Annotated in this window: 26 protein-coding genes; 17 read left to right on the plus strand and 9 right to left on the minus strand. The window is 76.8% G+C overall.

Annotated features, from left to right (window positions below):
- Positions 1-27: 27 nt before the first annotated feature.
- Complete coding sequence (locus HOP40_RS23280) at positions 28-360, minus strand: GNAT family N-acetyltransferase (RefSeq protein WP_172161959.1); 333 nt, start codon at positions 358-360, stop codon at positions 28-30.
- Positions 353-1,330 (minus strand): pirin family protein, encoded by a 978-nt coding sequence (locus HOP40_RS23285; RefSeq protein WP_172161961.1) that lies wholly within the window; start codon positions 1,328-1,330, stop codon positions 353-355. Before HOP40_RS23285 ends, HOP40_RS23280 begins: the two co-directional genes overlap by 8 nt.
- A 73-nt stretch (positions 1,331-1,403) precedes the next feature.
- Between HOP40_RS23285 and HOP40_RS23290 the strand changes: the two genes are divergently transcribed.
- From HOP40_RS23290 to HOP40_RS23300, 3 genes are read left to right on the plus strand one after another with little or no spacing between them, the layout of a single operon-like run.
- On the plus strand, positions 1,404-2,486 hold the full coding sequence (locus HOP40_RS23290) for a dipeptidase (protein WP_172161963.1): 1,083 nt from the start codon (positions 1,404-1,406) through the stop codon (positions 2,484-2,486).
- Positions 2,483-3,364 (plus strand): SMP-30/gluconolactonase/LRE family protein, encoded by an 882-nt coding sequence (locus tag HOP40_RS23295; RefSeq protein ID WP_172161965.1) that lies wholly within the window; start codon positions 2,483-2,485, stop codon positions 3,362-3,364. The genes HOP40_RS23290 and HOP40_RS23295 overlap by 4 nt, the downstream gene beginning before the upstream one ends.
- Positions 3,365-3,799, plus strand: a complete 435-nt coding sequence (locus HOP40_RS23300; protein ID WP_172161967.1) for a TIGR03668 family PPOX class F420-dependent oxidoreductase — start codon at positions 3,365-3,367, stop codon at positions 3,797-3,799.
- A gap of 5 nt (positions 3,800-3,804) precedes the next feature.
- On the opposite strand, the gene HOP40_RS23305 is transcribed toward HOP40_RS23300, so the two are convergent.
- A complete protein-coding gene (locus HOP40_RS23305; RefSeq protein ID WP_172161969.1) occupies positions 3,805-4,566 on the minus strand; it encodes an alpha/beta fold hydrolase in 762 nt (253 codons plus the stop codon).
- 24 nt (positions 4,567-4,590) lie between these two features.
- Positions 4,591-4,992, minus strand: coding sequence for an MmcQ/YjbR family DNA-binding protein (locus HOP40_RS23310; RefSeq protein ID WP_172161971.1), 402 nt, complete (start codon positions 4,990-4,992; stop codon positions 4,591-4,593).
- Between the two features lie 36 nt (positions 4,993-5,028).
- Here HOP40_RS23310 and HOP40_RS23315 point away from each other — a divergent pair, with 36 nt between their 5' ends.
- Together HOP40_RS23315 and HOP40_RS23320 are read left to right on the plus strand one after the other, a co-directional pair.
- Positions 5,029-7,380 carry a SpoIIE family protein phosphatase gene (locus tag HOP40_RS23315; RefSeq protein WP_172161973.1) on the plus strand — a complete coding sequence of 784 codons (2,352 nt, stop codon included), beginning with the start codon at positions 5,029-5,031 and terminating at the stop codon, positions 7,378-7,380.
- Complete coding sequence (locus HOP40_RS23320) at positions 7,377-8,018, plus strand: nucleoside/nucleotide kinase family protein (RefSeq protein ID WP_172161975.1); 642 nt, start codon at positions 7,377-7,379, stop codon at positions 8,016-8,018. The genes HOP40_RS23315 and HOP40_RS23320 overlap by 4 nt, the downstream gene beginning before the upstream one ends.
- Here the strand turns inward: HOP40_RS23320 and HOP40_RS23325 are convergent.
- The 3 genes from HOP40_RS23325 to HOP40_RS23335 form a co-directional block, all read right to left on the minus strand.
- A complete protein-coding gene (locus HOP40_RS23325; RefSeq protein ID WP_172161977.1) occupies positions 8,015-9,160 on the minus strand; it encodes a DUF3500 domain-containing protein in 1,146 nt (381 codons plus the stop codon). The two genes, HOP40_RS23320 and HOP40_RS23325, sit on opposite strands and share 4 nt — an antisense overlap.
- A gap of 28 nt (positions 9,161-9,188) precedes the next feature.
- Positions 9,189-9,401 carry a hypothetical protein gene (locus HOP40_RS23330; protein ID WP_172161979.1) on the minus strand — a complete coding sequence of 71 codons (213 nt, stop codon included), beginning with the start codon at positions 9,399-9,401 and terminating at the stop codon, positions 9,189-9,191.
- A gap of 1,327 nt (positions 9,402-10,728) precedes the next feature.
- Positions 10,729-13,062 (minus strand): transglycosylase domain-containing protein, encoded by a 2,334-nt coding sequence (locus HOP40_RS23335; protein ID WP_240157229.1) that lies wholly within the window; start codon positions 13,060-13,062, stop codon positions 10,729-10,731.
- A 263-nt stretch (positions 13,063-13,325) separates the two neighbouring features.
- On the opposite strand from HOP40_RS23335, the gene HOP40_RS23340 reads away from it, so the two are divergent.
- Both HOP40_RS23340 and HOP40_RS23345 read left to right on the plus strand, forming a co-directional pair.
- Entirely contained in the window at positions 13,326-14,540 is a 1,215-nt protein-coding gene (locus HOP40_RS23340) for an alpha/beta hydrolase (RefSeq protein WP_172161981.1), read from the plus strand.
- A gap of 53 nt (positions 14,541-14,593) precedes the next feature.
- Positions 14,594-14,842, plus strand: a complete 249-nt coding sequence (locus HOP40_RS23345) for a hypothetical protein (protein WP_172161982.1) — start codon at positions 14,594-14,596, stop codon at positions 14,840-14,842.
- Between the two features lie 7 nt (positions 14,843-14,849).
- Here the strand turns inward: HOP40_RS23345 and HOP40_RS23350 are convergent, their stop codons facing one another.
- Together HOP40_RS23350 and HOP40_RS23355 are read right to left on the minus strand one after the other, a co-directional pair.
- On the minus strand, positions 14,850-15,221 hold the full coding sequence (locus tag HOP40_RS23350) for a nuclear transport factor 2 family protein (RefSeq protein ID WP_172161983.1): 372 nt from the start codon (positions 15,219-15,221) through the stop codon (positions 14,850-14,852).
- Positions 15,218-16,228: an LLM class flavin-dependent oxidoreductase gene (locus HOP40_RS23355; protein ID WP_240157230.1), complete on the minus strand. Its 1,011-nt coding sequence runs from the start codon at positions 16,226-16,228 to the stop codon at positions 15,218-15,220. The genes HOP40_RS23350 and HOP40_RS23355 overlap by 4 nt, the downstream gene beginning before the upstream one ends.
- Before the next feature lie 259 nt (positions 16,229-16,487).
- Between HOP40_RS23355 and HOP40_RS23360 the strand changes: the two genes are divergently transcribed.
- From HOP40_RS23360 to HOP40_RS23405, 10 genes are all read left to right on the plus strand, one after another.
- Entirely contained in the window at positions 16,488-17,198 is a 711-nt protein-coding gene (locus tag HOP40_RS23360) for a hypothetical protein (protein WP_172161984.1), read from the plus strand.
- 148 nt (positions 17,199-17,346) lie between these two features.
- Positions 17,347-17,787: a hypothetical protein gene (locus tag HOP40_RS23365; protein ID WP_172161985.1), complete on the plus strand. Its 441-nt coding sequence runs from the start codon at positions 17,347-17,349 to the stop codon at positions 17,785-17,787.
- Positions 17,788-17,827: 40 nt separating this feature from the next.
- Entirely contained in the window at positions 17,828-18,742 is a 915-nt protein-coding gene (locus HOP40_RS23370; protein ID WP_205346888.1) for a roadblock/LC7 domain-containing protein, read from the plus strand.
- A gap of 140 nt (positions 18,743-18,882) precedes the next feature.
- On the plus strand, positions 18,883-20,274 hold the full coding sequence (locus tag HOP40_RS23375; RefSeq protein ID WP_172161987.1) for a hypothetical protein: 1,392 nt from the start codon (positions 18,883-18,885) through the stop codon (positions 20,272-20,274).
- 104 nt (positions 20,275-20,378) lie between these two features.
- Positions 20,379-22,457, plus strand: coding sequence for a threonine--tRNA ligase (gene thrS, locus HOP40_RS23380; protein WP_172161988.1), 2,079 nt, complete (start codon positions 20,379-20,381; stop codon positions 22,455-22,457).
- A gap of 11 nt (positions 22,458-22,468) precedes the next feature.
- On the plus strand, positions 22,469-23,041 hold the full coding sequence (locus tag HOP40_RS23385; RefSeq protein WP_172161989.1) for an HIT family protein: 573 nt from the start codon (positions 22,469-22,471) through the stop codon (positions 23,039-23,041).
- Positions 23,042-23,077: 36 nt separating this feature from the next.
- Complete coding sequence (pgsA, locus tag HOP40_RS23390; RefSeq protein ID WP_172161990.1) at positions 23,078-23,701, plus strand: phosphatidylinositol phosphate synthase; 624 nt, start codon at positions 23,078-23,080, stop codon at positions 23,699-23,701.
- Positions 23,698-24,588 (plus strand): phosphatidylinositol mannoside acyltransferase, encoded by an 891-nt coding sequence (locus HOP40_RS23395; RefSeq protein ID WP_172161991.1) that lies wholly within the window; start codon positions 23,698-23,700, stop codon positions 24,586-24,588. The genes pgsA and HOP40_RS23395 overlap by 4 nt, the downstream gene beginning before the upstream one ends.
- Positions 24,589-24,593: 5 nt before the next feature.
- On the plus strand, positions 24,594-25,700 hold the full coding sequence (locus tag HOP40_RS23400) for a glycosyltransferase family 4 protein (RefSeq protein ID WP_172168956.1): 1,107 nt from the start codon (positions 24,594-24,596) through the stop codon (positions 25,698-25,700).
- A 46-nt stretch (positions 25,701-25,746) separates the two neighbouring features.
- Positions 25,747-26,274 carry an NUDIX hydrolase gene (locus HOP40_RS23405; RefSeq protein WP_240157231.1) on the plus strand — a complete coding sequence of 176 codons (528 nt, stop codon included), beginning with the start codon at positions 25,747-25,749 and terminating at the stop codon, positions 26,272-26,274.
- Positions 26,275-26,280: the final 6 nt, after the last annotated feature.

Consider the following 26,280-nt stretch of genomic DNA (forward strand, 5'->3'; position numbering starts at 1 on the left):
TACGACGGCCCCCCGACAGTCCGGGCCTCAGGCCAGGCCGTACCGCGCGTGCTCCTCGGACGGGACGAGGTCGGCGTACTCCGGGTGCTTCGCGATCCAGCTCCGGACGAACGGGCAGGCCGGGTGCACCGCCAGGCCGCGGGCGCGGGCGGCGTCCAGCGCCGCCCGCACGAGCCGCCCGCCGAGCCCCTGGCCCTCGAAGGCCGTGTCGATCTCGGTGTGGGTGAAGGTGATCACGCCGGGACGGGTGCGGTACGCCGCGAACCCGGCCAGCTTGCCGCCGGTGTGGATCTCGAAGCGGGACCACTCGGCGACGTCGAGGACGGTGGGCTCGGCGGGAGCGGGGGCGGCGTCAGCCACGGGCACCTCCGTGCGGGATGTAGGTCGCGGGCACGACCCCCAGCTTGCCCTTCTGGTAGTCCTCGAACGCGGCCAGCACCTCGGCCTTGGTGTTCATCACGAACGGGCCGGCCCAGGCGACGGGCTCGCGGATCGGCGCGCCGCCCAGCACCACGACGTCCATCCCGGCCAGCCGCGACTCCTGCGTCGCGTCCGCGCCCACCGTGATCACGTCGCCGGGGCCGTACAGCGCGGCCTGTCCGGTGCGGACCGGGCGGCGGTCGGCGCCGACCGTGCCCCGGCCGGAGAGGACGTAGACCAGGGCGTTGAAGTCGCGCCGCCACGGCAGGCGGACCTGCGCGCCGGGGGAGAGGGTCGCGTGCAGCATCGCCATCGGCGTGTAGGTCGAGCCGGGGCCGGCGTGGCCGTCGACGTCACCCGCGATGACGCGCAGCAGCGCCCCGCCGTCGGCCGTGCTGACCAGCGCCGACTCGCTCCCGCGCAGGTCCTGGTACTTCGGCTCCAGCCACTTGTCGGCCTTCGGGAGGTTCACCCACAGCTGCAGCCCGTGGAACAGGCCGCCACTGGCGACGAGGGCCTCCGGCGGGCGCTCGATGTGCAGCAGGCCCCCGCCCGCCGTCATCCACTGCGTGTCGCCGTTGGTGATCGACCCGCCGCCGCCGTGGCTGTCCTGGTGCTCGAACTCGCCGTCCATGATGTAGGTGACGGTCTCGAAGCCGCGGTGCGGGTGCCACGAGGTGCCCTTGGGCTCGCCCGGCGCGTACTCGACCTCGCCCATCTGGTCCATCATCAGGAACGGGTCGAGGTCGCGGAGCTCGATGCCCGCGAACGCGCGCCGCACCGGGAAGCCCTCGCCCTCGAACCCGGAGGGTGCGGTGGTGACCGACCGGACCGGCCGGTCGACGGCCGTGGCGTCCGGCTCGGTGACGCGCGGCAGGACGGTGATGTCGGGGACGGTGACGGCGGGCATCGGGACCTCCGGTGGTGCGGTTGTTGCTCGTGCAAACACTAGGCGTGGGGCCCGTGTTCCCGATACTGGCCCCATGGCACTGCGGATCGTCGACGGGCACAACGACCTCCCCTGGGCGCTGAGGAGAACGGGAGAGGTCGACGTCTCCGAGCCCCGGCCGCACCTGCACACCGACCTCCCGCGGCTGCGCGCCGGGCAGGTGGGGGCGCAGTTCTGGTCGGTCTACGTGCCCTGCTCCTACACCGGCGACGCCGCCGTCACCGCGGTCCTCGAGCAGGTCGACCTGGTGCACCGGCTCGTCGCGCGGTACCCCGACCACCTCGCCGCGGCCACCACCGCCGACGACGTGGCCGCCGCGATGGCCTCGGGCCGGGTCGCGTCCCTGCTCGGCGCCGAGGGCGGGCACTGCATCGGCGGCTCGCTCGGCGTGCTGCGGATGCTGCGGCGCCTGGGCGTCCGCTACCTCACGCTGACCCACAACCTCAACGTCGACTGGGCCGACTCGGCCACCGACGAGCCCGGCTGCGGCGGCCTGTCGCCGTTCGGCCGCGAGGTCGTGGCCGAGATGAACCGGATCGGGATGGTCGTCGACCTGTCCCACGTCGCCGAGACCACCATGCGCGACGCGCTGGCGACGACGACCGCGCCCGTCCTGTTCACCCACTCCTCGTGCCGCGCGGTCACCGACCACCCCCGCAACGTCCCCGACGACGTCCTCGGCGCCCTGCGCGCCAACGGCGGCGTCGCGATGGTGACGTTCGTGCCGCGGTTCGTCTCGACGGCGGTGGCCTCGTGGGACGAGCGCCTCGCCGAGGCCATGGCCGCCGCCGGCCTCGACCACCGCGACCTGCGCGCCCGCGACGCCTTCGCCGCGGCCTGGGGCGGCCCCCCGCCCCCGCGCGCCACGATGGACGACGTCCTCGCCCACCTCGACCACGCCCGCGAGGCGGCGGGCGTCGACCACGTCGGCATCGGCGGCGACTACGACGGCTGCCCCGAGCTGCCCGCGGGGCTGGAGGACGTCTCCTGCTACCCGGCCCTGTTCGACGCGCTCGCCGACCGCGGCTGGAGCGCGGCCGACCGCGCGAAGCTGGCGGGGGAGAACGCGCTCAGGGTGCTGCGCGCGGCCGACGACGCGGGCAGACTGCCGCCATGACCACCCCGCACACCGTCGTGCTCGAGAAGTACTCGTTCCTGGAGGGCCCGCGCTGGCGCGAGGACCGGATCTGGGTGTCGGACTTCTACACCCACCGCGTCCTGTCCGCCCGCGAGGACGGCTCCGACGTGCGCGTCGAGGCGGAGGTGCCGAACCAGCCCTCCGGCCTGGGCTGGCTGCCCGACGGGCGGCTGCTCGTCGTGTCGATGCGCGACCAGCGGGTGCTGCGCCGGGAGGCCTTGGGCGAGCTGGTCACCCACGCCGACCTGTCCGGGTACGCCACCGGCCACCTCAACGACATGGTCGTCGACGCCGACGGGCGCGCGTACGTCGGCAACTTCGGGTTCGACCTCATGTCCGGCGCCCCGGTGCGGACGGCGTCGCTGGTGCGGGTCGACGCGGACGGCACCACCACCGTGGCGGCGACCGACCTCAGCTTCCCCAACGGCGCCGCGTTCATCGACGGCGAGCTCGTCGTCGCCGAGACCCTGGGCAACCGGATCAGCGGGTTCCCCGTCGACGCCGACGGCTCGCTGGGCGCCCGCCGCGACTGGGCGTCGTTCGGCCCGCACCCGAGCTCCACGGAGGTGCCGGAGGTGCTCGGCGCGCTCGCGGTGGCGCCCGACGGGATGTGCGCCGACGCCGAGGGCGCGGTCTGGGCGGCCGACGCACTGGGCAACCGGGCGGTGCGGGTCCGCCCGCGCGGTGAGATCGTCGAGTCGGTCGACGTGGGCACCGGCGTCTACGCCTGCGCCCTGGGCGGCGCCGACGGCCGGACCCTGTTCCTGTGCACCGCGCCCGGGTTCGCCGAGCACGAGCGGCGCGACACCCGGGAGGCGGCCCTGCTGGCGGTCCGGGTCGACGTCCCCGCCCCGTAGGTGCCGGTCCTCGACGACGCGCAGCGGCGCACCCGCCTGGCCGCGGCCCCCGTGGCCCGGCTCGCGACGCTGCGCGCCGACGGCACCCCGCGGCTCGTCCCGTTCACGTTCGCGGTGGTGGGCGACCTGATCTGCTCGGCCGTCGACGACGTGAAGCCCAAGCGCAGCACCCGCCTGGCCCGCCTCGACGACGTGCGGCGCGACCCGCGCGTCGCCGTCGTGGCCGACCACTACGCCGACGACTGGTCGCAGCTCTGGTGGGTCCGGGTCGACGGCACGGCCGCGGTGCACGACGACGGCCCGCTGCGCGCCGAGGCGCTGGCCGTGCTGTGTGCGAAGTACCCGCAGTACGCCGCGGCCCCGCCCGACGGGCCGGTGCTGGTGATCACCCCGACGCGGTGGGCGGGGTGGGCGGCGCAGTCCGAGGGCGGCTGACGGGCCTAGGGACGGGTCGCGAGGTAGCGCAGCACCGCGTCGGTCGTGGCGTCGGGCGCCTCCAGGTGCGGGGAGTGCGCGCAGTCCAGCAGCACCATCTCCACCGGCCCGGTCGCCAGGTCGCGCACGGCCTCCACGTGCGCGAGCGTGCCGTACGGGTCGGCGGTGCCCTGGACGGCCAGCACCGGGCAGGTGATCCCGGGCAGCGCCGGGCGCAGGTCCCAGTCGCGGAAGCCGTCGCTGAGCCACACCTCGCTCCAGTTGCGGAAGGCGACGTCGGGGTCGCGGTGGCGCCGCGCCAGCCGGGCGCGCAGGTCGCCGCCGTGGAACGCGTCGCGCGTCGTCCGGATCTCGGCGAGCCCGGACTCCTCGGCGACCACGTGCGGCGCGAGCACCACGAGCCCGCCGACGGGCGCGGACGCGGCGTGCAGCAGCGCGATCGACGCCCCGTCGCTGTGCCCGACCAGCACCGGGTCCGCCAGGTCCAGGGCCTCCCGCAGCGCGGGCACCACGACGGCGGCCTCGTCGTGCATGAACCCGACCTCGCGCGGGGCGGGCGGCGGGTCCGACCAGCCGTGCCCGAGCCGGGAGTAGGCGACGGTCCGCCGGCCGCTGGCCCCGGCGACGCGCCGGTGCCAGCCGCGCCACAGCGCGACCGAGCCGAGGCCCTCGTGCAGGAACAGCAGGGGCGCGAGGGCGTCGGAACCGGGGACGTCGTCGTACTCGACGCGCCCGCCGGGCACGGCGACGGTGGGGAGGTCGGACACCGCCCGAACGTAGCCGAGGGCCCGTCAGCCCGGCGGTGCGACGTCCGCGGCCAGGCGGGCCGGGGCGACGGCCCGGTAGGCGTCGATGACGATCTCGGCGATCTCGTCCCAGTCGGGTGCGGCCGCGGTGCCGGGCCCGCCGTCGAGCCACACTCCGACCCAGCCGCGCCCGCCGACGTAGGGCGGGCGGAAGTAGCGCTGCGGCGCCGCCGCCACCAGCTCCTCCTGCGCGCCGGGCGGCGCGGCGCACCAGAACGCGACGCGGTCGTCGTGGTGGTGGTCGGCGTAGGAGACGAAGGTGCGCCCGCGGGACGTCGCCGGGACGAACCACGTCGGCTCGCCGTGGCTCACCTTCTCGCCCACCTCGGGCAGGGCGGTGCACAGCGCGCGCACGCGGTCCAGGGGGTCGCTCACGGCGCCCAGCATCGCACCGCCTCCGCCGCGGCACCTACGATGCGGCGCGTGGAGCGCCCGGTCGATCTCTGCGCCGAGGTCGTGGACCACCTGCCCGTCGGGGTGTTCGCGCTCGACGCCGACGACGTCGTGCGCGTCTGGAACCGCCGCGCCGCGCTGCTCACCGGCTGGTCGGCCCAGCGCGTGCTGGGCACCCGGCTCGCCGACGCCCCGCTCGACGGCCCGACGATCGCCCGCGTCGTCGACGAGCTGCGCGGAGGCCGCCCGTTCACCGGCCGCTTCCCGGCCCTGGACGCCGCCGGACCCACGCTCTACTTTCGGGTCGTGCCCGGCGCCGGGCCGGACGCCGCGGTGGTCGGCGTGCTGCAGGACGTCGTCGACAGCCGGGCGGGCGACGAGGCGTTCGCGCTGCTCGACGCCCTGTGGGAGAGCGCTCCGGTGGGCCTGGCCTACTTCGACACCGCGCTGCGCTACCGCCGCGTCAACGGGGCCGTGCTCGACATCGACGGCGGCACCGCCGACCAGCGGCTCGGGCACACCCTCGAGGAGGTGCACGGCGCGGTCGGGGCCACCATCGCCGACGGCCTGCGCGCGGTCCTGGCCGACGGGCGGCCGCGTCCGTCGGTGCCCGTCCGGGGGCGTCTGTGGCACGGGGCCGGGCCGCCGCAGGAGTGGCGGATGAGCATGTACCCGGTGCACGCGCCCGACGGCGAGCTGACGGGCTGCGGGGTCGTGATCGTCGACGTCACCGCGGCGGAGCGGGACCGCCGCGAGCTGGCCCGGGTCGCCGCGCAGCGCGAGCTCGCGCTCAACCGCTACCAGAGCCTGGTCGAGGCCACGAGCGCCGCCGTCTGGGTCCGGGAGGTCGACGGCTCCGCCCAGCGCGACGCCCCGGCCCTGCGCGCGATCACCGGCCAGACCGTCCTGCAGATGCGCGGCTGGGGCTTCCTCGACGCCGTGCACCCCGACCACCGCGACGCCTCGCGCGCGGCCTGGACCAGTGCCGTCGCCGCCGAGCCCGCCGTGCTGTTCACCCACGTCCACCGGCTGCGGACGGCCGCGGGCGACCACCGCTGGTTCCGCACCCGGGCGGCGCCGGTGCGCAGCGAGGGCCGGGTCGTGCAGTGGGTGGGCACGGAGACCGACATCGACGACGCCGTGCGGGCCCGCGACCGCCTCGACCTGCTGGCCCGCGCCACGCTGGCCCTGGGCACCGCCACCGAGCCCGACGGCGAGCTCGTCGCACTGGCCGACGTCCTCGTGCCCGAGTTCGCCGACGTCTGCCGGGTGTACCTCGTCGACCCGCAGCGGCCGGGCGCGCGCGGCGTCACGGGGCGGCGCGCCCTGTCCCGCACCGCGCCGGGCCTGCCGGAGTCGCCGGCGGCCGACGCCCGGTTCCTGTTCGACGCCCGCCACCCGGTCGCCCGGTGCGTGCGCGACGCCGCCGCGGTGCTCGAGGACGTGCCGGCCGCCCTCGCGGCCGCGCCGGAGGTGGAGCGCTGGGCGGACGGCGCCCGTGCGCACTCGGTGCTGGTGGCGCCGGTGCACGCGCGCGGGGTCGTCGTCGCCGCCCTGCTGTTCCTCGGGGCCGGCGACCGCCCCCGCTACACCGGCGACGACCTCGCGCTGGTCACCGAGATCGGGGCGCGCGCCTCGGCGGCCGTGGAGAAGGCGACGGAGTACCAGCAGAGCCGGCAGGTCGCGGTGGCGCTGCAGAGCGCGATGCTCACCGAGCCGCCCGAGGTGCCGGGTCTCGAGATCCGGGCGCGCTACCTCCCGGCCGCCGTGAACCTCGCCGTCGGCGGCGACTGGTACGACGCGTTCGACCTGCCCGGGGGCGGCCTCGCAGTCGGCGTCGGCGACGTCGAGGGCCACGACCTCCCGGCCGCGGCGACCATGGGTCAGCTGCGGTCGATGCTGCGTGCGCTCGCCGACGGCGCGCACCCGCCGTCGGCGGCGGTGGCGGCGCTCGACCGGGTGGCGACCCGCCTCGGCGTCACCCGCTTCACGACGCTCGTGCACGGGCACGTCGCCCCCCGTGCCGACGGCGGCGCGGTGTTCCGCTGGTCCAACGCCGGGCACCCGCAGCCGGTGCTGGTGCCCGCGGACGGCGAGCCCGCGTTCCTGTCCGGCGACGTCGGGATCGTGCTGGGCGTCGCCCCCGACGCGCCGCGCGGCGACTCCGAGGTGGTGCTCCCGCCCGGCGCCACCCTGCTGCTCTACACCGACGGCCTCGTCGAGCGCCGCCGCGACCCCGACGACCGCGCGGGCGCCGACCTGCTCGCACTGGTCCGCACGCACGCCCACCGCCCGCTCGGCGAGTTCTGCGACCACCTGGTCCGCGACACCGCCGCCGACACCGACGACGACATCGTCGTGCTCGCGGTGCGGGTCTCGTGAGCCCGGCACCCGTGTCCGCGGCCCTCGTCGCGCGGGCCGCCGCGCTCGTCCCCGCCGGCGGGCGCGCGGTCCTCGGGGTGGCCGGGAGCCCGGGCGCGGGCAAGTCGACGCTGGTGGCGGCCCTGCTCGCCGCGCTGCGGGCCGAGCTCGGCGCCGACGCCGTCGCGCACGTCCCGATGGACGGGTTCCACCTCGCCGACGTCGAGCTCGCCCGGCTGGGCCGCTCGGGCCGCAAGGGCGCCCCCGACACCTTCGACGCCGGCGGCTACCTCGCGCTGCTGCGCCGGATCCGGGCGCGCACCGAGGACGTCGTCTACGCGCCGCAGTTCGAGCGCGACCTGGAGCAGCCCGTCGCCGGGGCGATCCCGGTGCCCCGCGCGGCGCGCCTGGTGCTGACCGAGGGCAACTACCTGCTCCTCGACGCCCCCGTCTGGCGCGACGTGCCCGCGGAGCTGGACGAGGTGTGGTTCTGCGCCGCCGACGACACCGTCCGCCGGGCCCGGCTCCTCGCCCGGCACGTCGCGTTCGGCAAGTCGCCCGAGGCGGCGGCGGCGTGGGTGGCGGCCGTCGACGACCCGAACACGGCGCTGGTGGAGGCGTCGCGGGGGCGGGCGGACCTGGTGGTGCCGGTCGGTTAGGTGTGGTGCGCGGCCCGGTGCCCGCCGAGGACGTCCAGGCCGAAGTCGGCCTCGGGGTCGCGCCACACCGAGTGGGCGTGGTTGGCGCCGCGCTGGGTGTTGTCCCACTCCAGCAGCAGCCGCGGGCCCTGCAGCCGGTAGTAGTGCGGCTCGCCGGGCGCGGTGCTCCCGGCCCAGGCGAGGTGCACCGCGTCGAGCGCGGCGTCGTCGGCGTAGCGGGGGAGCGGGGACAGGCCCTCGGGCACGCGGTCGAGGTAGCTCGACAGCAGCAGGCGCAGCACCTCCCGCTGCCCGGCGTCGAACTCCGCCGCGGGCACGCCCTTCGGCTCGGCGGTGAGCGCGACGGCGTCGTGGTCGGCGTCGCCGAGGCCGGCGGCGTCGTCGATGCCGTCGCTCATGGCCTGCAGCCGGGCCTGTTCCGCCGGGTCGGGGAACCGGCCGCGCCAGATCCCGGCCAGCGGCACGACCCGGTCGCCCGGAGCGACGCGGGTGCGGTTGGCGCCGACGATGTCGGACGGCGCGCGCGGCAGCAGCACCGCGCGGACGGCGAGGTCGGCGGGCAGCGAGCGGACGAGGTCGCGGCCGAGGTCCTCGACGGCGCCGAGCGGGCGCAGCGACGCGCCCCCGAGAAGCGGGGACGTGGCCGGATCGGCGCCCAGGAACAGCGGGGTCGTGGCGACCACCCGCCCGTCGACGACGAGCACGTTGACCGACACGTGGTGCCCGCCGAACCGCCACCCCCACGGCGCCGTAGCGCCGGGCTCGCCGAACACGCGCAGGTAGTACATGCCCGGGTCGCGGCCGCGCTCGCGGGAGAAGGTGGCGGCGAAGCCCTCCGTGCGGTCGAGCACGTTCTCCAGCCCCATCACCACGGCGAGGGTGGTGTAGGCGGCCTCGGACAGCCCGCTCGCCAGCAGCGCCATCGCGCGGCGCTGCTGGGCGGGGCGCTGCTCGTGGATCGTCAGGCCGCCGTGGTCGGTGGGGGTGTAGAACCAGCGCAGCCGCTCGGCGTCCTCCGGCCCCGGACCCGGTACGGCGCCGGTGGCGACGGCCCGCTGCCCCGGGTCGAGGCCGTCGAGCCAGGCGGCGGCGGCCGCGGCGGACCGCTCGGCGACCTCACGGGCGGGATCGGCGGTGACCACGGGGCGACCCTACGTCGGATCGCCGGCGTCAGGGTCGGGGGCGGCCCGCTCCGATGCGGCAGCCGATCTCCTCCGGTGCCAGGCCGGTGAGGTCGGCGATCAGGGAGCGGGCGGCGTCCTCGGCGCCGGTCATCGTCAGGACGGTGGTGGCCGCCTCGATCTCCGGGACGTAGAGCACGATCCGCCGGTCCGACGGCCAGGCCAGGACCTCGAAGGTGCGTACGGGCGGCGCGGCGTCCACAGGGCAACGGTAGCCCGGCGTGCGCGCCGGGACATCCGTCTGTGGTGGCGGGCCGCGCGTCGACCCTGTTCCCGCGGGCCGACCCGGTTCCCGCGCGCTGACCCGGTTCCCGCGCGCCGAGCCGGTTTCCGCGCGCTGAACCGGTTCCCGCGGGCCGAACCGGTTCCCGCGCGTCGAACCGGTTCCGGCGGGGCCCCGGGGGCGCGCGGGAACGTGCGCGGGACCGCCGGGGGGGGCGGGCGAGTGCGTTCCGCGGAACGCGGATGCGGGTGCGCGAGGCGGGCGCTCGAGGTGCTGGTCCGCGCGGGGCCGCACCGACCGCTGGGTCCGCGTGCGGCCGCGACCCGCACCCCGATCGCCGTCCCCGCCGACGTTCCCGCGCGCCGAGCGGGCTCCCGCGCACCGAACCGGCTCCCGCGCGCCCCCGGGACCGCGCGGAAGCTGGAAACGCGCGCGGGAGCTGGGAACGCGCGCGGGAGCTGGGAACGCGCGCGGGAGCCATGAACGCGAGCGGAGACTGGCGGGTGGACGGGTGGGTGCGTTCCGCGGAACGCGGTTGCGGGTGTTCGAGGTGCTGGTCCGCGCGGGGCCGCACTGCCCGCCGACCCTCTCGTGCGGTCGCGACGGCGCTCGGCCGAGGACCCAGCGCCGCGGCCGCCCCAGCCAAGTTCCGTCGCGCCGAGCGGCTTCCCGCGCGCCGAACCTGTTCCCGCGCGGTCCCGGGAGCGCGCGGGAGCCGGTTCGGTGCGCGGGAACCGCCGGATGGCCGGTGTGTGCGTTCCGCGGAACGCGGTTGCGGTGGTGGGTGGTGCTGGTGCGCGTGCCGTGACGGCTCGGCCTCGCGCGCGGTGGCCAGCGCCCCTCCGTGCCGACGATCCCGCGCGCCGTCCGGGTTCCCGCGCGCCGAACCAACTCCCGCGCGCCCCCGGGAGCGCGCGGGAGTTGGGAACGCGCGCGGGACGCCGGGGTGGGAGGGCGAGCGCGGAACGCGGAACGCGGTACCGGCGGTGGAGGTGGTGATGCGCGTGGGATCGCCACCGCGCCGGCTGGATTCCTGTGCGCCGGTCGAAGTTCTGCGTGCCGGCTGGATCCGCCGCGCTGAGCGGCCTTCCGCACGCCGAACCGGCTCCCGCGCGCCGAACCGGCTCCCGCGCGCCGAACCGGCTCCGGCGCACCGACCGGGCCGCGCACCGACCGGGCCCGCGCACCGACCGGGCCCTGCGCGCCGAATCGGCTTCCGCGCACCGAACCTGTTCCCGCGCAGGAGCCGGAAACGCGCAGAAACCCCCACCGGCCCCACGCCCCGCGTTCCGCGCAACGCGGCGCGTCAGCCGCACGGAGTGATGCTGCAGTCCTGCGATGTCGTCGGGGGAGGGGCGGGCTCGTCGTCGTCGCCGAACAGCAGGCCGCCCCCGTCGCCCTGCTCGGGCTCCCGCGTGGTGGCCGGGTCGCCCGGCTGCGCCGCGCGCGGGTCCGCGGGCGGCTCGGCGGGCGGGGGGACCTCCGGGGTGGGCTCCACCGTCGGCTCGGGCGTGGGCGTCGGGGTGGGCGTCGCCTCGGGGTCGACGCCGGGGGGCGCGTCGGACGCGGCCTCGCCGATCGGGCGGTAGGGCGGGAAGGTCTCGACGGGGGCCGCCTCCAGCGCCTCGCCCATGAACTCCTGCCACACCTCGCCGGGCAGCGTCTTCCCGCTGATCGGCTCGCCGCCCGCCGTCCGGATCGGGGTGTTCATGTCGGTGCCGACCCACACCGACGTCGACAGCGACGGCGTGAACCCGGCCATCCAGGCGTCGTTGTTCTCCCCGTCGAAGCGCGACTGGACGGTGCCGGTCTTCGCCGCCACCGGGCGCCCGTCGGGCAGCGTCAGCCCGTCCTGGTCGGCGACCTCCAGCATCGACTCGACGACGTTGCGCGCGACCCGCTCGGGGAACCGGCGCTCGCCCTCGGTCGCCGCGGAGAACAGCACGCGCCCGTCGGCCGTGACGACCTCGCGGACCAGGTGCGGCTGGTGCCAGACCCCGCCGCCGGCGATCGTCGCGTAGGCCGACGCGAGCTCCAGCGCGCTGATCTCCTTGTTGCCCAGCGCGATGCCCTCGTTGGGGTCGTCGAGCGGCGCGGTGATCCCGGCGGCGCGCGCGGCCGCGGCGACGTTCTCCGGCCCCACCTGCTTCGCGAGGCTGTTGAACACCACGTTGTTGGAGACGGTCATGGCCTGCTTGAGGTCGCAGCGGTCGCAGTCGGCGCCCTCGGCGTTGCGCAGCCCGGGCACCTCCTCGCCGTCGAAGGTCTCCCCGAGCCCGACCGGCGGGTCCTGCTGCAGCCCGGCGAGCACGACGAACGGCTTGAACGTCGAGCCGGCCAGGCGCCGCACCCGGGCGTAGTCCAGGCCCAGGCCGTTGTCGCCGCCGTAGTAGGCGAGGATCCCGCCGGTCTGCGGGTCGACCGCGACCATCGCGCTGCGCAGGTTCTCCGGCTGCCCCTCCAGCGCGGCGTGCGCGGCGTCGACGGCCTGCTGCTGGCGCTCCGGGTCGATCGTCGTGGTGATCCGCAGGCCCTCCTGGGCGAGGTCCTCGGAGGTGATGCCCAGTGCGTCGAGCTCCGCGGTGACGGCGGTGACGACGTGCCCGTTGGCGTCGGCCGGGACCCCGGCCTGCCCGCGGCGCGGCTCGATCGTCGCAGGGAACCGGGCGTCGGCCCGCTCCTGCGGGGTCAGCCAGCCCTGCGCCACCATCCCGTCGAGGACGAAGTCCCAGCGCTCGACGGCCCGCTCGGGGTTGCGCGCCGGGTCCCACCGGGACGGCGACTGGATGACCCCCGCCAGCAGCGCGCCTTCGCTCGCGTCGAGCAGTTGCACGGGCTTGCCGAAGTAGGCCTGGCTCGCCGACTGGATGCCGTAGGCGCCGCGGCCGAAGTAGATCGCGTTGAGGTAGTCGCCGAGGATCTCGTCCTTGGTGCGCTCCTGGGAGATCTTGACGGCGAGCACGACCTCCTTGTACTTGCGCCACAGCGAGTACTCGTCCCCGACCAGCGCGTTCTTCACGTACTGCTGCGTGATCGTCGACCCGCCGCCCGAGCCGCCCTGGACCTGGTTCCAGACGGCGCGCAGGATGCCGGTGAGGTCGAAGCCGGGGTTGGAGTAGAAGGTGCGGTCCTCGGCGGCGAGCACGGCGTCGCGGACGTGCTGCGGCACGTCCTCCACCGGCACCGCGATCCGGTTGCCCTCCTCGGGCACCAGGCGCGTGAGCCGGCTGCCGTCGGAGTACGACACCAGCGCGACCTGGTTGGTCACGGCGTCGGCCGGGCTGGGCACCGAGAAGAACACCCAGCCGAGCCCGAACACCAGCAGCGGGCCGAGCAGCACGGCGGCGAGCCCGGCCAGCGCGGTGCGCCGGACCAGGCGCAGCCGCTGCGCGCGGCGCTCCTGCGGGGTGGCGGGCCTGCGGTGCTGCGAGCCGCCCCCGCGGCGCGTCAGCCGGGCGAGCAGCGCCTCCGCGCGGCCCGGGGCGGCGCGGCGGCGGCCGGGGCCCTCGGCGCGGGTGGGGTCCTGCGCGGCGGCCCGGCGCCGGGTCGGGGGCTGCCACCAGCCGACCTCGGTGCCGGCGGCCCGGCGGCGCCCGCCCGGCCGCCGCCGGGAGGAGACGACGGTGTGCGCTCCCGACACCGGTCACCTCCGCTCGCCATCGCGCTCGCATGCCGCCGCTCCGGTGCGCCGGAGGGTCCATCCCTCCAACGGGTCACCTCCCGCGCGCGGTGTGGTCGGCGCGGGGAGATCACCCGATGAGGGGACGCGCGTCGCGCCCCGTACCGGTGACGCCCCGCGTCCCGGCGACCGTGCGTGACCGCGTTGCGCCGTCCGGCCCAGTGGTCGTGCGCGTAGCGTCAGGCCCGGGAACGGCCGGGACCGGTCGCCCGGGAGGGTCGATCGTGGTGCGGCGGCGGGTCGTGGCGGGTGCGGGTGCGGTGCTGGGGGCCGGCGGGCTGCTCGCGGCGGCGGGGGCGCGGCGACCGGTGGTCCGGCGCTGGCCGCTGTCGGTGCTGCAGGCCGCACCCTGCCTGCCGGCGTCGGAGGTGCCCGGGGCCGTGTCGCTGCTGCACGCGGCGGCGGGCGGCGCCGCGGCGCTCGCGGGCGGCCCGCTCGGCTGGGCCGCGGCCGGGCTGAACGGGCTCGCGGTCGCGGCGCTGCACGACCTGCGCGGCGACGCCGCCCGGTCCGCCGCCGCGTACGACGCCGCACTGGCCGGGCTGCCGCCCGTCGCCGACGGTCCCGCACCGGCCGGGCGGACCGTCGCCGGGCGCCCGGCGCGGCGCCGCTACCTGCGCGCGGCCGACGTGCCCTACGGCGACGACTCCGCCCACCGCCTCGACGTGTGGGGTCCCGAGGAGCCCGTCACCGGCGCGCCGGTGCTGGTCCAGGTGCACGGCGGCGGCTGGACCGGCGGCGACAAGGCGCTCTCGGCGTCGCCGCTGCTGGCCCACCTCGTCGCGCACGGCTGGGTCTGCGTCACGGTCGACTACCGGCTGGGGCTCACGGCGGGCTGGCCCGGGATGGGCGTCGACGTCAAGCGCGCGCTCGCCTGGGTGCACGCGCACATCGCCGAGCACGGGGGCGACCCGGCGTCGGTCGCGATCAGCGGCGGCTCGGCGGGCGGGCACCTCGCGTCGCTGGTGGCGGTCACCGCGGACGACCCGGCGCTGCAGCCGGGCTTCGAGGACGCCGACACCTCCGTCGTCGCGGCCGTGCCGGTCTACGGCGTGCACGACCTGTCGGTCGACGAGCACGGGCTGCACGGCACCGTCGAGCGCGCGATCACCGGCACCCGCTTCGCCGACGACACCGCCCGCTGGCTGAGCGCCTCCCCGCTGCACCGCGTCGGGCCGGGGGCGCCGCCGTTCCTGGTCGTGCACGGCAGCGCCGACACGATCGTCTCGGTGCACCAGTCGCGGCGGTTCGTGGCCCGCAGCCGCAAGCTCGGCAACGAGGTGCACTACGCCGAGCTGCCGCACGCCCAGCACGGGTTCGACGGCTTCCCGACCGCGCGCACCGCCCACCACGTGCGCGCCGTGCACCGGTTCCTCGCGGCCGTGCACGCCCGCCGGCCCGCGCCGGAGCACGTCGGCGCGGCCTCGGGCGGGCGGTAGAGCGCGAGAGGATTGCGCGCAATGGACTATGGCGCCGGGGACGTCCACCACGCATGCTGGTCGCGCGGCCCGGGGCTGGTCGCGCCGGTCGGGGTCGGGGGTACGGCGTGCTGGTGTGGGTGCTGGGCGCGGTGGCCCTGTGGACGGCCGCGGCGGTGCTCGTCGCGGCGGTGCTCGGCGCGGTGATCTCCCGCGCCGACCACGAGGACCCGGCCGTCGACGTCGCCCGGATGCGCGTGCCGGCGCAGGCGCCGCGCACGCTCACGCCGGTCTGCGACTGCCCCCTGCACTCGGTGGCCTGACGCCCGCTCAGGTCAGCAGCGCCGCCATCCGCTCGCGCAGCGCGGTGGCCGCGGAGTAGGGCCGCACCATCACCGTCAGCTCGGTGAGCACGCCGTCGACGGCGCGCAGGATGTCGACGCCCTCCAGCGCGCGGTCGCCCACGCGCGCGGTGAAGACGAGCACACCGCCGTCGTCGCCGTCGGCGTAGGCGCCGGTGTAGCGGAAGTCCTCGAACACCGTGACGACGGCGCGCAGGATCACCCGCAACGCCTCCCGCCCCTCGTAGGGCTTGTGGACGACGGGGGAGTGGAAGACGGCGTCGGGCGCGAACAGCGCCACCGCCGCGTCGACGTCACCGGAGTGGACGGCGTCGCGGAAGGCCGAGACGGGATCGCTCATCCGGCCATCGTGCCCGGTGCCCCCGACATCTCGGGAGCCAGCGCCCCGGCCAGCAGCTCGTAGGAGCGCAGGCGGTCGGCGCCGTCGTGGGCGCCGGTGACGACCATGAGCTCGTCGACGCCGGTGCGCTCGACCAGCGCGCGCACGCCGTCGCGCACGGTGTCGGGCGCCCCGATGATCTGGCCGGCGAGCCGGTCCTCGACGAACGCCTGCTCCTGGTCGGAGTACGGGTAGGCGGCGGCCTCCTCCGGCGTCGGCACGAGCCCGGGGTTGCCCTGGCGCAGCCGCAGGAACTGCAGCGCGCCCGGCATCGCGAGCCGGTGGGCCTCGGCGTCGGTCTCGGCGGCCAGGACGGAGGCGGCGATCAGCGCGTAGGGCTGCTCGAGGACGCCGGGGCGGAACGTGTCGCGGTAGAGCGCGAGGGCGGCGTCGGTGTTCTCGCCGCTGAAGTGGTGGGCGAAGGCGAAGGGCAGCCCGAGCAGGCCCGCGACCTGCGCGCTGTAGCCGCTGGAGCCCAGCAGCCACATCGCCGGCTGCTGCCCGTGGGCGGGCACGGCCACGACGGGGCCCTCGCCGCGGAAGTAGGAGGCGAGCTCGCTGAGCGCCTCGGGGAAGTCGTCGGCGCCGAGCGCACCGGTGCCGCGGCGCAGCGCCCGCGCGGTGCGCTGGTCGGTGCCCGGGGCACGGCCGATGCCGAGGTCGATGCGCCCGGGGTGCAGGGCCTCCAGCGTGCCGAACTGCTCGGCGACCACCAGCGGCTGGTGGTTGGGCAGCATCACCCCGCCCGAGCCCACGCGGATCGTCGAGGACGCCGCGGCGAGGTGGGCGATGAGCACCGCGGGTGACGAGCTGGCGATGCCCGGCATGCCGTGGTGCTCGGCCACCCAGTAGCGGAGGAAGCCGAGCTCCTCGACGCGCCGCACCAGTGCGGTACTGGCGCGCAGCGCGGCGGTGGGGGTCGAGCCGGAGCCGACGGGGACGAGGTCGAGCACGGAGAGAGGCACCACGCACGGATCAACCCGCGGGGCCCGGACCTTCTTCCCGCAGGGCCGTTCGGGCGAGTGGGCCGTGGTCGCACCGTGTGCGTCCGGACACCGGCTGTGAGCAGCACTGATCGCGAACGGTCTACACCGATTCCGGGAAAGGTACGACCGACCGGCCGGACGACCTCTGGTGTGAACGGTCTACAACCGGAGCGGTGATGCGTGCGGTGCACCGGCTCCCGGAATGGCGTGGAACAATTCCCGACCGCGGAAGGGAACCCGTTTGACAACGATCCACACGGTCCTCCGGGAACTGCTCCAGATCCCCGGTGCGACGTACGCCTGCGCCGCCGCGCGGTCGGGCGGCGAGCTGCTCGCCGAGGCGGGCGCCGAGCCCGTCGACCCGGCCGTCGTCGTGCGCTGGGCGCGGTCGGCCGCCGACTTCCTCGCCAACGCCGACGACGAGCTGGACGACCTGATGGTCAGCTCCCGCCGGTCCTACCGGCTCGTCCGGCCGGTCGACGCCCCGGGGAGCGGCCCGCTGCTGCTGGTCCTGTGCCTGGACCGCGCGCGGGCCAACCTGGCCGTGGGCCGGCGCGAGCTCGCGCGGGTCCGCCTCGACGACGTCGCCCCCGAACAGGCCCTCCCACCTGCGTCGATGCCCGATCCCGCGCCACCGGCGGCGTGGGCGCCGCTGCCGCGTCGCGTGCCGTCGGCCATCCCGCCGGCGCCGTCACGGGTGCCGCAGGTGCGGACGCGCTGGCCCGCGCTGGCGTCGCCCGGTGCGTCGTCGCTCTCCGTGCCCGCCGCGCGGGCGGCCGTGCCGCAGCCGCGCGGGGGCGCCGTCCTCCCCGCGCCCCGGGCGGGCCTCCCGGCCCGGCCCGAGCCGCCGGCCCCGTCCGAGGTGGGGCCGTCCGCCGCGCCGGCGCCCCGCTGGGCCGACGACGTCGGCACGATGCGCCGCCTCCTGGCGGGCCTGCGATCCCTGCGGTGACGGTCCGTCACGGATCATTTCCGGGAACCGCGGAAAGGGGGTCCGCGGTGCGCCCGGGAATGGCGGGGCGCTACGGTCGGAGGACCCTGACGGGTAACGGTCGCAAACCCCCGTGTCGACCGGATTCTGGTTTCCTGGAGGCTCGGCAATGAACATCGAACACTCGCTCGACATGGTGGCGAACATCAAGGGCGCCTTCGCCGCCGCCATCGTCGACTACGACAGCGGCATGACCCTCGGCTCGCGCGGCGGCAGTCCCGAGTTCGACCTGGACGTCGCCGCGCCGGGCAACAGCGAGGTCGTCCGCACCAAGCTCGAGGTCATGGAGAAGCTGGGCCTGCGCGAGGGCATCGAGGACATCCTCATCACCCTCGACACGCAGTACCACCTCATCCGCCCGATCCACGGCAACAACGAGGAGAAGCTGTTCTTCTACCTCGTGCTCAACCGCGCCCAGGCCAACCTGGCCATGGCGCGCCGCGACCTGCGCGTCATCGAGCAGCAGTTCTACATGGCCGCCCCCGGCGTGAAGGCCGGCCGCCCGAGCCCGGGCGACCAGGCGTTCTTCCCGGCCAACGCCGGGCGCTGAGCACTCCGAACGGGATGTGGTGCGGTCCGGAGACGTGCTGATGGCCCGGCACCGCCACATCGTGAACGTCCGCACCGACGGCCTGCGGGCCGTGCTGGGTCCGCTGCTGCGGGACCGGCGGGTGCGCAGTGCCGTGCTCGTCGACGTCGACAGCGGCATGCTGCTGGACGGGTGCTCCGCGGACCTGGAGCGCCCGGACCTCGAGGTCCTCGCCGCCGGCCACGCCGACCTCGTCCGCGCCGCGCTCGGTGGTGCGGACGGGTCGGGGCCGGGCTGCGAACTGGTCCTCACCCACGGCGACGGCCGCCACCACGTCCTGCGCACCGTGCCCGACCCGCACGGCGACCGCCTCGCACTGGCGGTCGTCGTGTCGGGCGGACGGCTGGCCGTGGAGCGGGCGCGCCGCCGCCTCGGGGTCGTCTCGGCCCCGGCGCTCACGGCCGGGCCGTCGGTCACGCGACGCCCGGACGCGGCCGGGTGGTCGATGCCGGTGGGCCCCGCACCCGTTCCCCCGCCGGTCCCGGTCGCTCCGGTGCCCCGTCCCGCCTGGGCGCAACCGGTGGACGGCAGACGGGCCGACGGCGGACGGGTCGACGTTGTACGGGCCGACGCGGCCCTGCTGTCGCTCGGCGGGTTCCCGCGCGACGGTGCCCGCCCGGCGCCGGAACCGGCCGCGCTGCGCCCCGGTCCGCCCGTCCTGCGGGCGGTGCCGCCGCCCGCGCCCGGGGCGCTGTTCGTGTCGGCGGTCCCGTCGGCGCCCGCGCGGCCGCCGGTGCCCCCGGCCCCCCGGGCGCCGCTCGGGCCGCCGTCCCCGCCCCCACGGCCCGCCCCGATGCCCCGGCCGTCGCCCGCGTCCGTCGTGTCCGCCGTCGGCGCGGGCCCCGACCGGCCCCCCGCACCGCTGTCCGCGCTGGCCCCGGGCCCGCGCCGGGAGGAGCCCGCCGGGGAGCGGTGAGCGCCGGCCCCCGACCGCCCGGCGCCCGGCCGAGGGCTGCGACCCCTCCTCCGTCACCCCTCCGAGCCGTTCGGCGCACCACGCGCCGTGCCCGACGGGCGGTGATGGCCCGGCCCTGCATCGTGCGGGAGGCTGCTGCGATGGCCGTTCCCGCGACCCGCCTCGACGCCGACCTGGCGACGCTGCTGGCCCGCGCCGGTGCGCGCACCGTCCGCGTCGTCGACGGGCGCGCGGGCTCCGTGGTCGCCGAGGCGGGCGACGCGGCGTCGGGCCCGGACGATCCCGCCGCGGTGGCCGGCCTGCTGCGCGAGGCCGTGGCGCTGGGCGAGGGCGGGCTCGACGACGTCCTCGTCACCACCGACCGCTCGCTGCACGTGCTGCGCCCGGCCCCGGTCGCCGGGGTGTTCGTGCACCTGCGGCTCGACCTCGGGGCCGACCCGGTCCGCGCGCGCCGGGCCCTGGCCGACCCGGCCCTGCAGGACGCGGTGCGGCGGGCGGTGACGGCCGACCCGGTCCCGGACCTGACCACGCCGCTCAGGATCGTCCCCGGTCCCGCTCCCGCCACCTCGCTCGCCACCTCGTCGGCCACCTCGCCCGCCGCCCCGCCGCCGGCTCCGTCCGCGGTCGCCGCCACGTTCGGCCCGGCCCCGGTCCTGCCCGCGCGGGTGCCCCCGTCGGCGGTGGGGTCGGCTGTGGGACCGGCGGTGGGGGAGGACGGTCCGGTCCTCGCCGAGCCCGTCGACCCGCCGTCGGACGACGGCGTGCCCACCACCGCGGTGCCGGTCGTGCCCGCGGCCGGCCCGCCGTCCGTCCCGCCCCCGACCGGGCGACGGCCCGCAGGGTCGCCCCCGACCGCGCCCCCTCGGCGGATGGTGGGTCCAGCCCCAACGGGCGGTGGAGGCCTGTTCGCGCCGGTCACGCCGGCCCATCCCGAGGCCCCGGCCGGACCCGCCCCCGCCGGAGCGGCCCCCGCCGGACCAGCCCCGGCCGGACCAGCCCCCGCAGCACCCGGCCCCGCAGCACCCGCACACGCAGCGGCGACCGCCTGGACCGACCCGGCCACCGAGCCCGCCCTGGCCGGACCCGGCGCGACCGGACCCGGCGCCCCCGGACCCGACGCCGCCGGACCCGGACCCGGACCCGGACCCCTGCCCCTACCGCGCCCCGCCGACGCCGGCGCTCCCGACGCCGACGCTCCCGAGGCCGACGCTCCCGAGGCCGACGCCGCACACCCGGCGCCCACCGCCCGCCGCACCCGCCCCGCGACGCCGGGCCAGCAACCGGCCCTCACCGTGCTCGCCTCCGACCGGGCCCGTTCCGGCGCCGGGGCCCGCGCCGCCGTCGCGCTGGCCGAGCTGAGCCGCCCCGACGCCCCGCCGGTGGTCCTGCCGCGCCGCCGCGCCACCGGGACCGTCCGCTCGGTGCCCGCCCCCCGCTCCGGCGGCTCCACCAGCGGCCTGCCCGACCGCGCGTGGGCGAAGGACCTCGACACCCTCCGCCGCCTGGCCGACGGCCTGCGCCGCCTGAGCTGACCGGGGCCGGGCGAGCCGGGGCCGACCGGGGCCGCGGCGGGAACCCGTTGGCGGCGCACCTCTAGCATCGGGACGACGTCCGCACCACCCCCTGGAGGCCCTCCGTGTCCGCGCCCGCACCCCGTCCCGCCCCCGCTCCCGTCCGGGTGCCGGCCGGGACCACGGCGGGCGCCGCCGTCCGCGAGGCGGGCCTGCCGACGTCCGGGCCGACCGCGATCGTCGTCGTCCGCACCCTGCCCGACGGAGACGGCGAGGGTCAGCTGCGCGACCTCGCCTGGGCCCCCGACACCGACACCCAGGTCGAGGCGGTCGCCGCCGACACCGACGACGGCCGCTCGGTCATCCGCCACTCCGCGGCGCACGTGCTCGCCCAGGCCGTACAGCAGCTGCGCCCCGACGCCAAGCTGGGGATCGGGCCGCCCGTCGTCGACGGCTTCTACTACGACTTCGACGTCGAGGTGCCCTTCACCCCCGAGGACCTGACGAAGCTCGAGTCGGCGATGAAGAAGATCATCAAGGCCGGGCAGCGCTTCTCCCGCCGCCGCTACGACTCCCTCGACGACGCCCGCAAGGAGCTCGCCGACGAGCCGTACAAGCTGGAGCTGATCGAGCTCAAGGGCGTCGACACGAGCGAGGTCATGGAGGTCGGCGGCGCCGAGCTCACCGCTTACGACAACGTGCACGCCCACACCGGCGAGACCGTCTGGTCGGACCTCTGCCGCGGCCCGCACGTGCCCACCACCAAGTTCATCCCGGCGTTCAAGCTCATGCGCAGCGCCGCCGCGTACTGGCGCGGCAGCGAGAAGAACCCGATGCTGCAGCGCATCTACGGCACCGCGTGGGAGTCGACCGAGGCGCTCGACCTGCACCTCGACCGGCTGCTCGAGGCCGAGAAGCGCGACCACCGCCGCCTGGGCTCCGAGCTCGACCTCTTCTCGTTCCCCGACGAGATCGGCTCCGGCCTCCCGGTCTTCCACCCCAAGGGCGGGATCATCCGCCGCGAGATGGAGGACTACGCGCGCCGCCGCCACGAGGAGGCGGGCTACGAGTTCGTCAACACCCCGCACATCACCAAGGGGCAGCTGTTCGAGACCTCCGGCCACCTGGCCTGGTACGCCGACGGCATGTACCCGCCCATGCAGATCGACGCCGAGATCGGCGCCGACGGCGCGGTGCGCAAGCCCGGCCAGGACTACTACCTCAAGCCGATGAACTGCCCGATGCACAACCTGATCTACCGGGCGCGCGGGCGGTCCTACCGCGAGCTGCCGCTGCGGCTGTTCGAGTTCGGCTCGGTGTACCGCTACGAGAAGTCCGGCGTCGTCCACGGCCTCACCCGCGCCCGCGGCTTCACCCAGGACGACGCCCACATCTACTGCAGCCGTGAGCAGATGGGCGACGAGATCCGCTCGCTGCTGCAGTTCGTCCTCGACCTGCTGCGCGACTACGGCCTCGACGACTTCTACCTGGAGCTCTCCACGCGCGACCCGGAGAAGTCCATCGGCAGTGACGAGGACTGGGAGATGGCGACCGACGCGCTGCGCGAGGCCGCCGAGGCCAGCGGGCTGGAGCTCGTCCTCGACCCGGGCGGCGCCGCGTTCTACGCCCCGAAGATCAGCGTCCAGGCCAAGGACGCGATCGGCCGCACCTGGCAGCTCTCGACGATCCAGGTCGACCTCATGGAGCCCGGCCTGTTCGACCTGGAGTACACCTCCGGCGACGGCACCCGCCAGCAGCCCGTCATGATCCACCGCGCGCTGTTCGGCTCGATCGAGCGCTTCTTCGGCGTGCTGCTCGAGCACTACGCCGGGGCGTTCCCGGCGTGGCTGGCGCCGGTGCAGGTGGCCGCGATCCCGGTCACCGACGAACAGGTCCCCGCGGTGCGCGAGATCGCCGCGGCGCTGCGGGCGCGGGGCGTGCGCGTCGAGGTCGACGCGGGCGACGACCGGATGCAGAAGAAGATCCGCACCCACACGCTGGCCAAGGTGCCGTTCATGCTGCTGGCCGGTGCGCGCGACGTCGAGGCCGGCGCCGTCAGCTTTCGGTTCCGCGACGGCACGCAGGTCAACGGCGTGCCGGTGGCCGACGCCGTCGAGATGGTCGCGGGCTGGATCGCGGCGCGGAACAACGCCAACCCCACCGCCGACGCCCTGACCGCCGCCGGTACCGCCGGCCGCGCCTAGGATCGGCCCTCATGGGCGAGGGTGCGGACCGGGTGGCGGACGACGGCCCGGCGGGCGGTCCGGACCTCGAGCCGCGCGACGGCATCGGCACGCCCGACGGGTTCCGCCGACTGTGGACCCCGCACCGGATGGCCTACATCAAGGACGCCGGGGGCACGGGCTGCCCGTTCTGCCGCATCCCGTCGCTGTCCGACAGCGAGGGCCTCGTCGTCGCGCGGGGCGAGCACGTCTACGCCGTGCTCAACCTGCACCCCTACAACCCGGGCCACCTCATGGCGCTGCCCTACCGGCACGTCGCGGAGCTCGAGGACCTCACCGACGACGAGGCGGGGGAGCTGATGGCCTTCACGCAGGAGGCCGTCCGCACCATGAAGCGGGTGGCGGCGCCGCACGCGTTCAACGTCGGCCTGAACCTGGGCACGGTCGCGGGCGGGTCGCTCGCCGACCACCTGCACCAGCACGTCGTCCCGCGGTGGGGCGGCGACGCCAACTTCATCGCCGTGGTGGGCCAGACCAAGGTCATCCCGCAGCTGCTCAGCGAGACCCGTGACCTGCTGGCCTCCGCCTGGGAGCCGCGCCGATAGTCTGGTGTGGCCACCCGGCCCAGCAGCAGGAGCACGATGCTCAACGTCTTCGCTCGCGTGCACGTCAACCGCGTCGTCCAGCCCCTCGGACGCTGGCTGGTCGCGCGCGGGGTCACCCCGAACGCGGTCACCGTGATCGGGACGGTCGGCACGGTCGCGGCGGCGCTCTGGTTCCTGCCGCGCGGCGAGCTCTTCGTGGGCACCCTCGTCATCTGGTTCTTCGTGATGTTCGACATGATCGACGGCGCGATGGCGCGCGCCCGCGGCCGCAACAGCCCGTTCGGGGCGGTGCTCGACTCCACGTGCGACCGCCTGGCCGACGGCGCGCTGTTCGCCGCGCTGGCCTGGTGGGCGCTGGGGATCGGGCAGCAGCGGCTCGTCGGGATCGCGGCGCTGATCTGCCTGATCGCCGGCTCGCTGGTGTCCTACGTCAAGGCGCGGGCCGAGGGGGCCGGGCTGTCGGCCGACGGCGGGCTCGTCGAGCGCCCGGAACGGCTGATCCTCGGCCTCGTCGGCAGCGGGCTGGAGGGTCTCGGCGTCCCCTACGCGCTGGCCGTGGCGCTGTGGCTGCTCGCGGTGGCGTCGGTGTGGACGTTCGGGCAGCGGATCGTCGCGGTGTACCGCAGCGCGCAGCAGGCCACCCCGGCCGGGCAGGCGTGAGCGCCCGGCCGCGCCTGGTCGACGCCGGCTACGCGGCCGGCTGGGCGGGCGTGCGCCGGGTGCCCGGGCCGCTCGCGCAGCGGCTGTTCCGGCTCGGCGCCGACCGCGCCGTCCGCGGCGACGGGCCCGGCGTCCGGCAGCTGCGCGCCAACCTGGCCCGGCTCGCCCCGGGAGCCGACCTCGACGCGCTGGTCCGCGACGCCATGCGCAGCTACGCCCGCTACTGGTGCGAGGTGTTCCGGCTGCCCGCGATGGACCTCGCCGGCGTGCACCGGCGCACCGACCCGCACGTCCGCGGCGCCGGGCCGTTCCTGGAGGCGCAGGCGAACGGGCGCGGCGTCGTGTTCGCGCTGACCCACAGCGGCAACTGGGACGCCGCCGGGGTCTGGCTCGTCGAGACGCTGCGTGCTCTGGGCCGCGAGCCCGCGTTCACCACGGTCGCGGCGAAGCTGGAGCCGGAGTCGTTGTACCGGCGGTTCGTGGCGTACCGGGAGTCGCTCGGGTTCGAGGTCGTCGCGGCGCAGGACGGCGCCCACGCCTACCGGGCGCTGCACCGGCGGCTGCGCGGCGGCGGGGTCGTCTGCCTGGTCTCCGACCTGGACATGAGCCGCTCCGGGGTCGACGTCGAGCTGTGCGGGGAGCCCGCCCGCGTGCCCGCGGGCGCCGCGCGCCTCGCCGCGGCCACCGGCGCCCTGCTGCTGCCCGCGGTGCCCTCGTTCACCCCCGACGGGTGGGCGCTGGAGTTCGCCGCCCCGGTGCCCGTGCCCGACCGCGCCGCCGTTGCCAAGGCGACCCAGGGCGTCGCCGACGCGCTGGGGGCGATGCTGGCGCGCGTGCCTGCCGACTGGCACATGCTGCAACCGATCTGGACCGCGGACCGGCCGTGAACGGCATCCGGGTCGGGATGGTCTGCCCCTACTCGCTCGACGTCGCCGGCGGGGTGCAGGCGCACGTCCTCGACCTCGCGCGCGCGCTCGTCGCCGCCGGCCACGAGGTCGACGTGCTGGCCCCCGCGTCCCCGGGCACGCCCGTGCCGCCGTTCGTCACCCGCGCCGGGCGGGCGCTGTCGGTGCCCTACAACGGGTCCGTCGCGCGCGTGCGGTTCGGGCCGGTGTCCTACGGGCGGGTCCGGCGGTGGTTGGGCGAGCACGCGTTCGACGTCCTGCACCTGCACGAGCCCACGACCGTCAGCCTGTCGGTGCTGACGCTGCTGGCGGCGCAGGGCCCGATCGTCGCCACGTTCCACACCGCCACCGACCGCTCGCGCGTCCTCAGCGCGTTCGGCGGGGTGCTGCGGCCGCTGATGGAGAAGGTCACGGCGCGGATCGCGGTGTCGCCGACGGCCCGCGCGGTGCAGGTGCGCCACCTCGGCGGGGACGCGGTCGAGATCCCCAACGGCGTCGACGTCGCCCGGTTCGCCGACGGTCCGGTGCTGCCGGTGGCGGGGGAGGCCGTCGGGTTCGTCGGGCGGTTCGACGAGCCGCGCAAGGGCATGCCGGTGCTGCTCGACGCCCTGGCGATGCTCGCACCCGACCGCCCCGACCTGCGGCTGCTCGTCGTCGGGCGCGGCGACCCGGACGCCCTGCGCCGTGCGGCGGCCCCGTGGGCCGGGCGACTCGACGTCCTCGGCGCCGTCGACGACGACGTCAAGGCCGCGGCGCTGCGCTCGGTCCGGGTGCTGTGCGCGCCGCACCGCGGCGGGGAGAGCTTCGGGATCGTGCTCACCGAGGCGATGGCCGCCGGGACGCCGGTGGTGGCCGCCGACCTCGACGCGTTCCGCGCCGTCCTCGGGCCCGCGGGCGTGCTGTTCCCGGCCGGGGACGCCGGGGCGCTCGCCCGGGCGCTGGCCGCTCTGCTCGACGACGCCCCCCGCCGCGCCGCGCTCTCGGCGCTCGGGCGGGAGCGGGTGGCGGCCTACGACTGGGGGGTCGTCGCGGCCGACGTGGTGCGCGTGTACCGGGCGGCGCTGGCGGCCGACCCGGGGCGGCGGGCGGGATGAGCAGCCCCCGCGAGTCGGGGTGCCGCTGCGACCGTGTCGGGGTGCCGTGACGACGCTCCTGGTCCTGCTCGCGCTGGCGGCGCTCGCGTGCGTCGTCGCGCTGGCGGCCGCGCGGGTACGGCGACTGCACCGCCTGCACGTCCGGGTGGACGCCGCCCGCGCCGGGCTGGACGCGGCGCTGCGGAGGCGGGCGGAGGCGGCTGCGCGCGCGTGTACGGGGGGTGCGCTGGGGGACGCGGCGTTCGCCGCGGCCCGCGCGTCGGGCGTCGACGGGGAGCGGGAGGCCGTCGAGAACGAGCTGGGCCGGCACCTCGCCGTGCTGGACCGCGCCGCCCTCCCCGCACCGCTGCGCACGGAGCTCGCCGAGGCCGAGCGGTTCGTCGAGCTCGGGCGCAGCGTCTACCACGACGCCGTGCGCGACACCCTCGACCTGCGCTCGCGGCGGCTCGTCCGGTGGCTCCGACTGGCCGGTACGGCCCCGCTGCCGGCCTACCTCGACATCGCCGTGACCTCCGCCGCGGCCCGACGCGCCGCTCCGGGGCCTGACGTAGGATCGGAGCACCGTCCCGCCTGAAACCGC

The sequence above is a fragment of the Pseudonocardia broussonetiae genome (assembly GCF_013155125.1).
GTDB classification, from domain to species: Bacteria; Actinomycetota; Actinomycetes; order Mycobacteriales; family Pseudonocardiaceae; genus Pseudonocardia; species Pseudonocardia broussonetiae.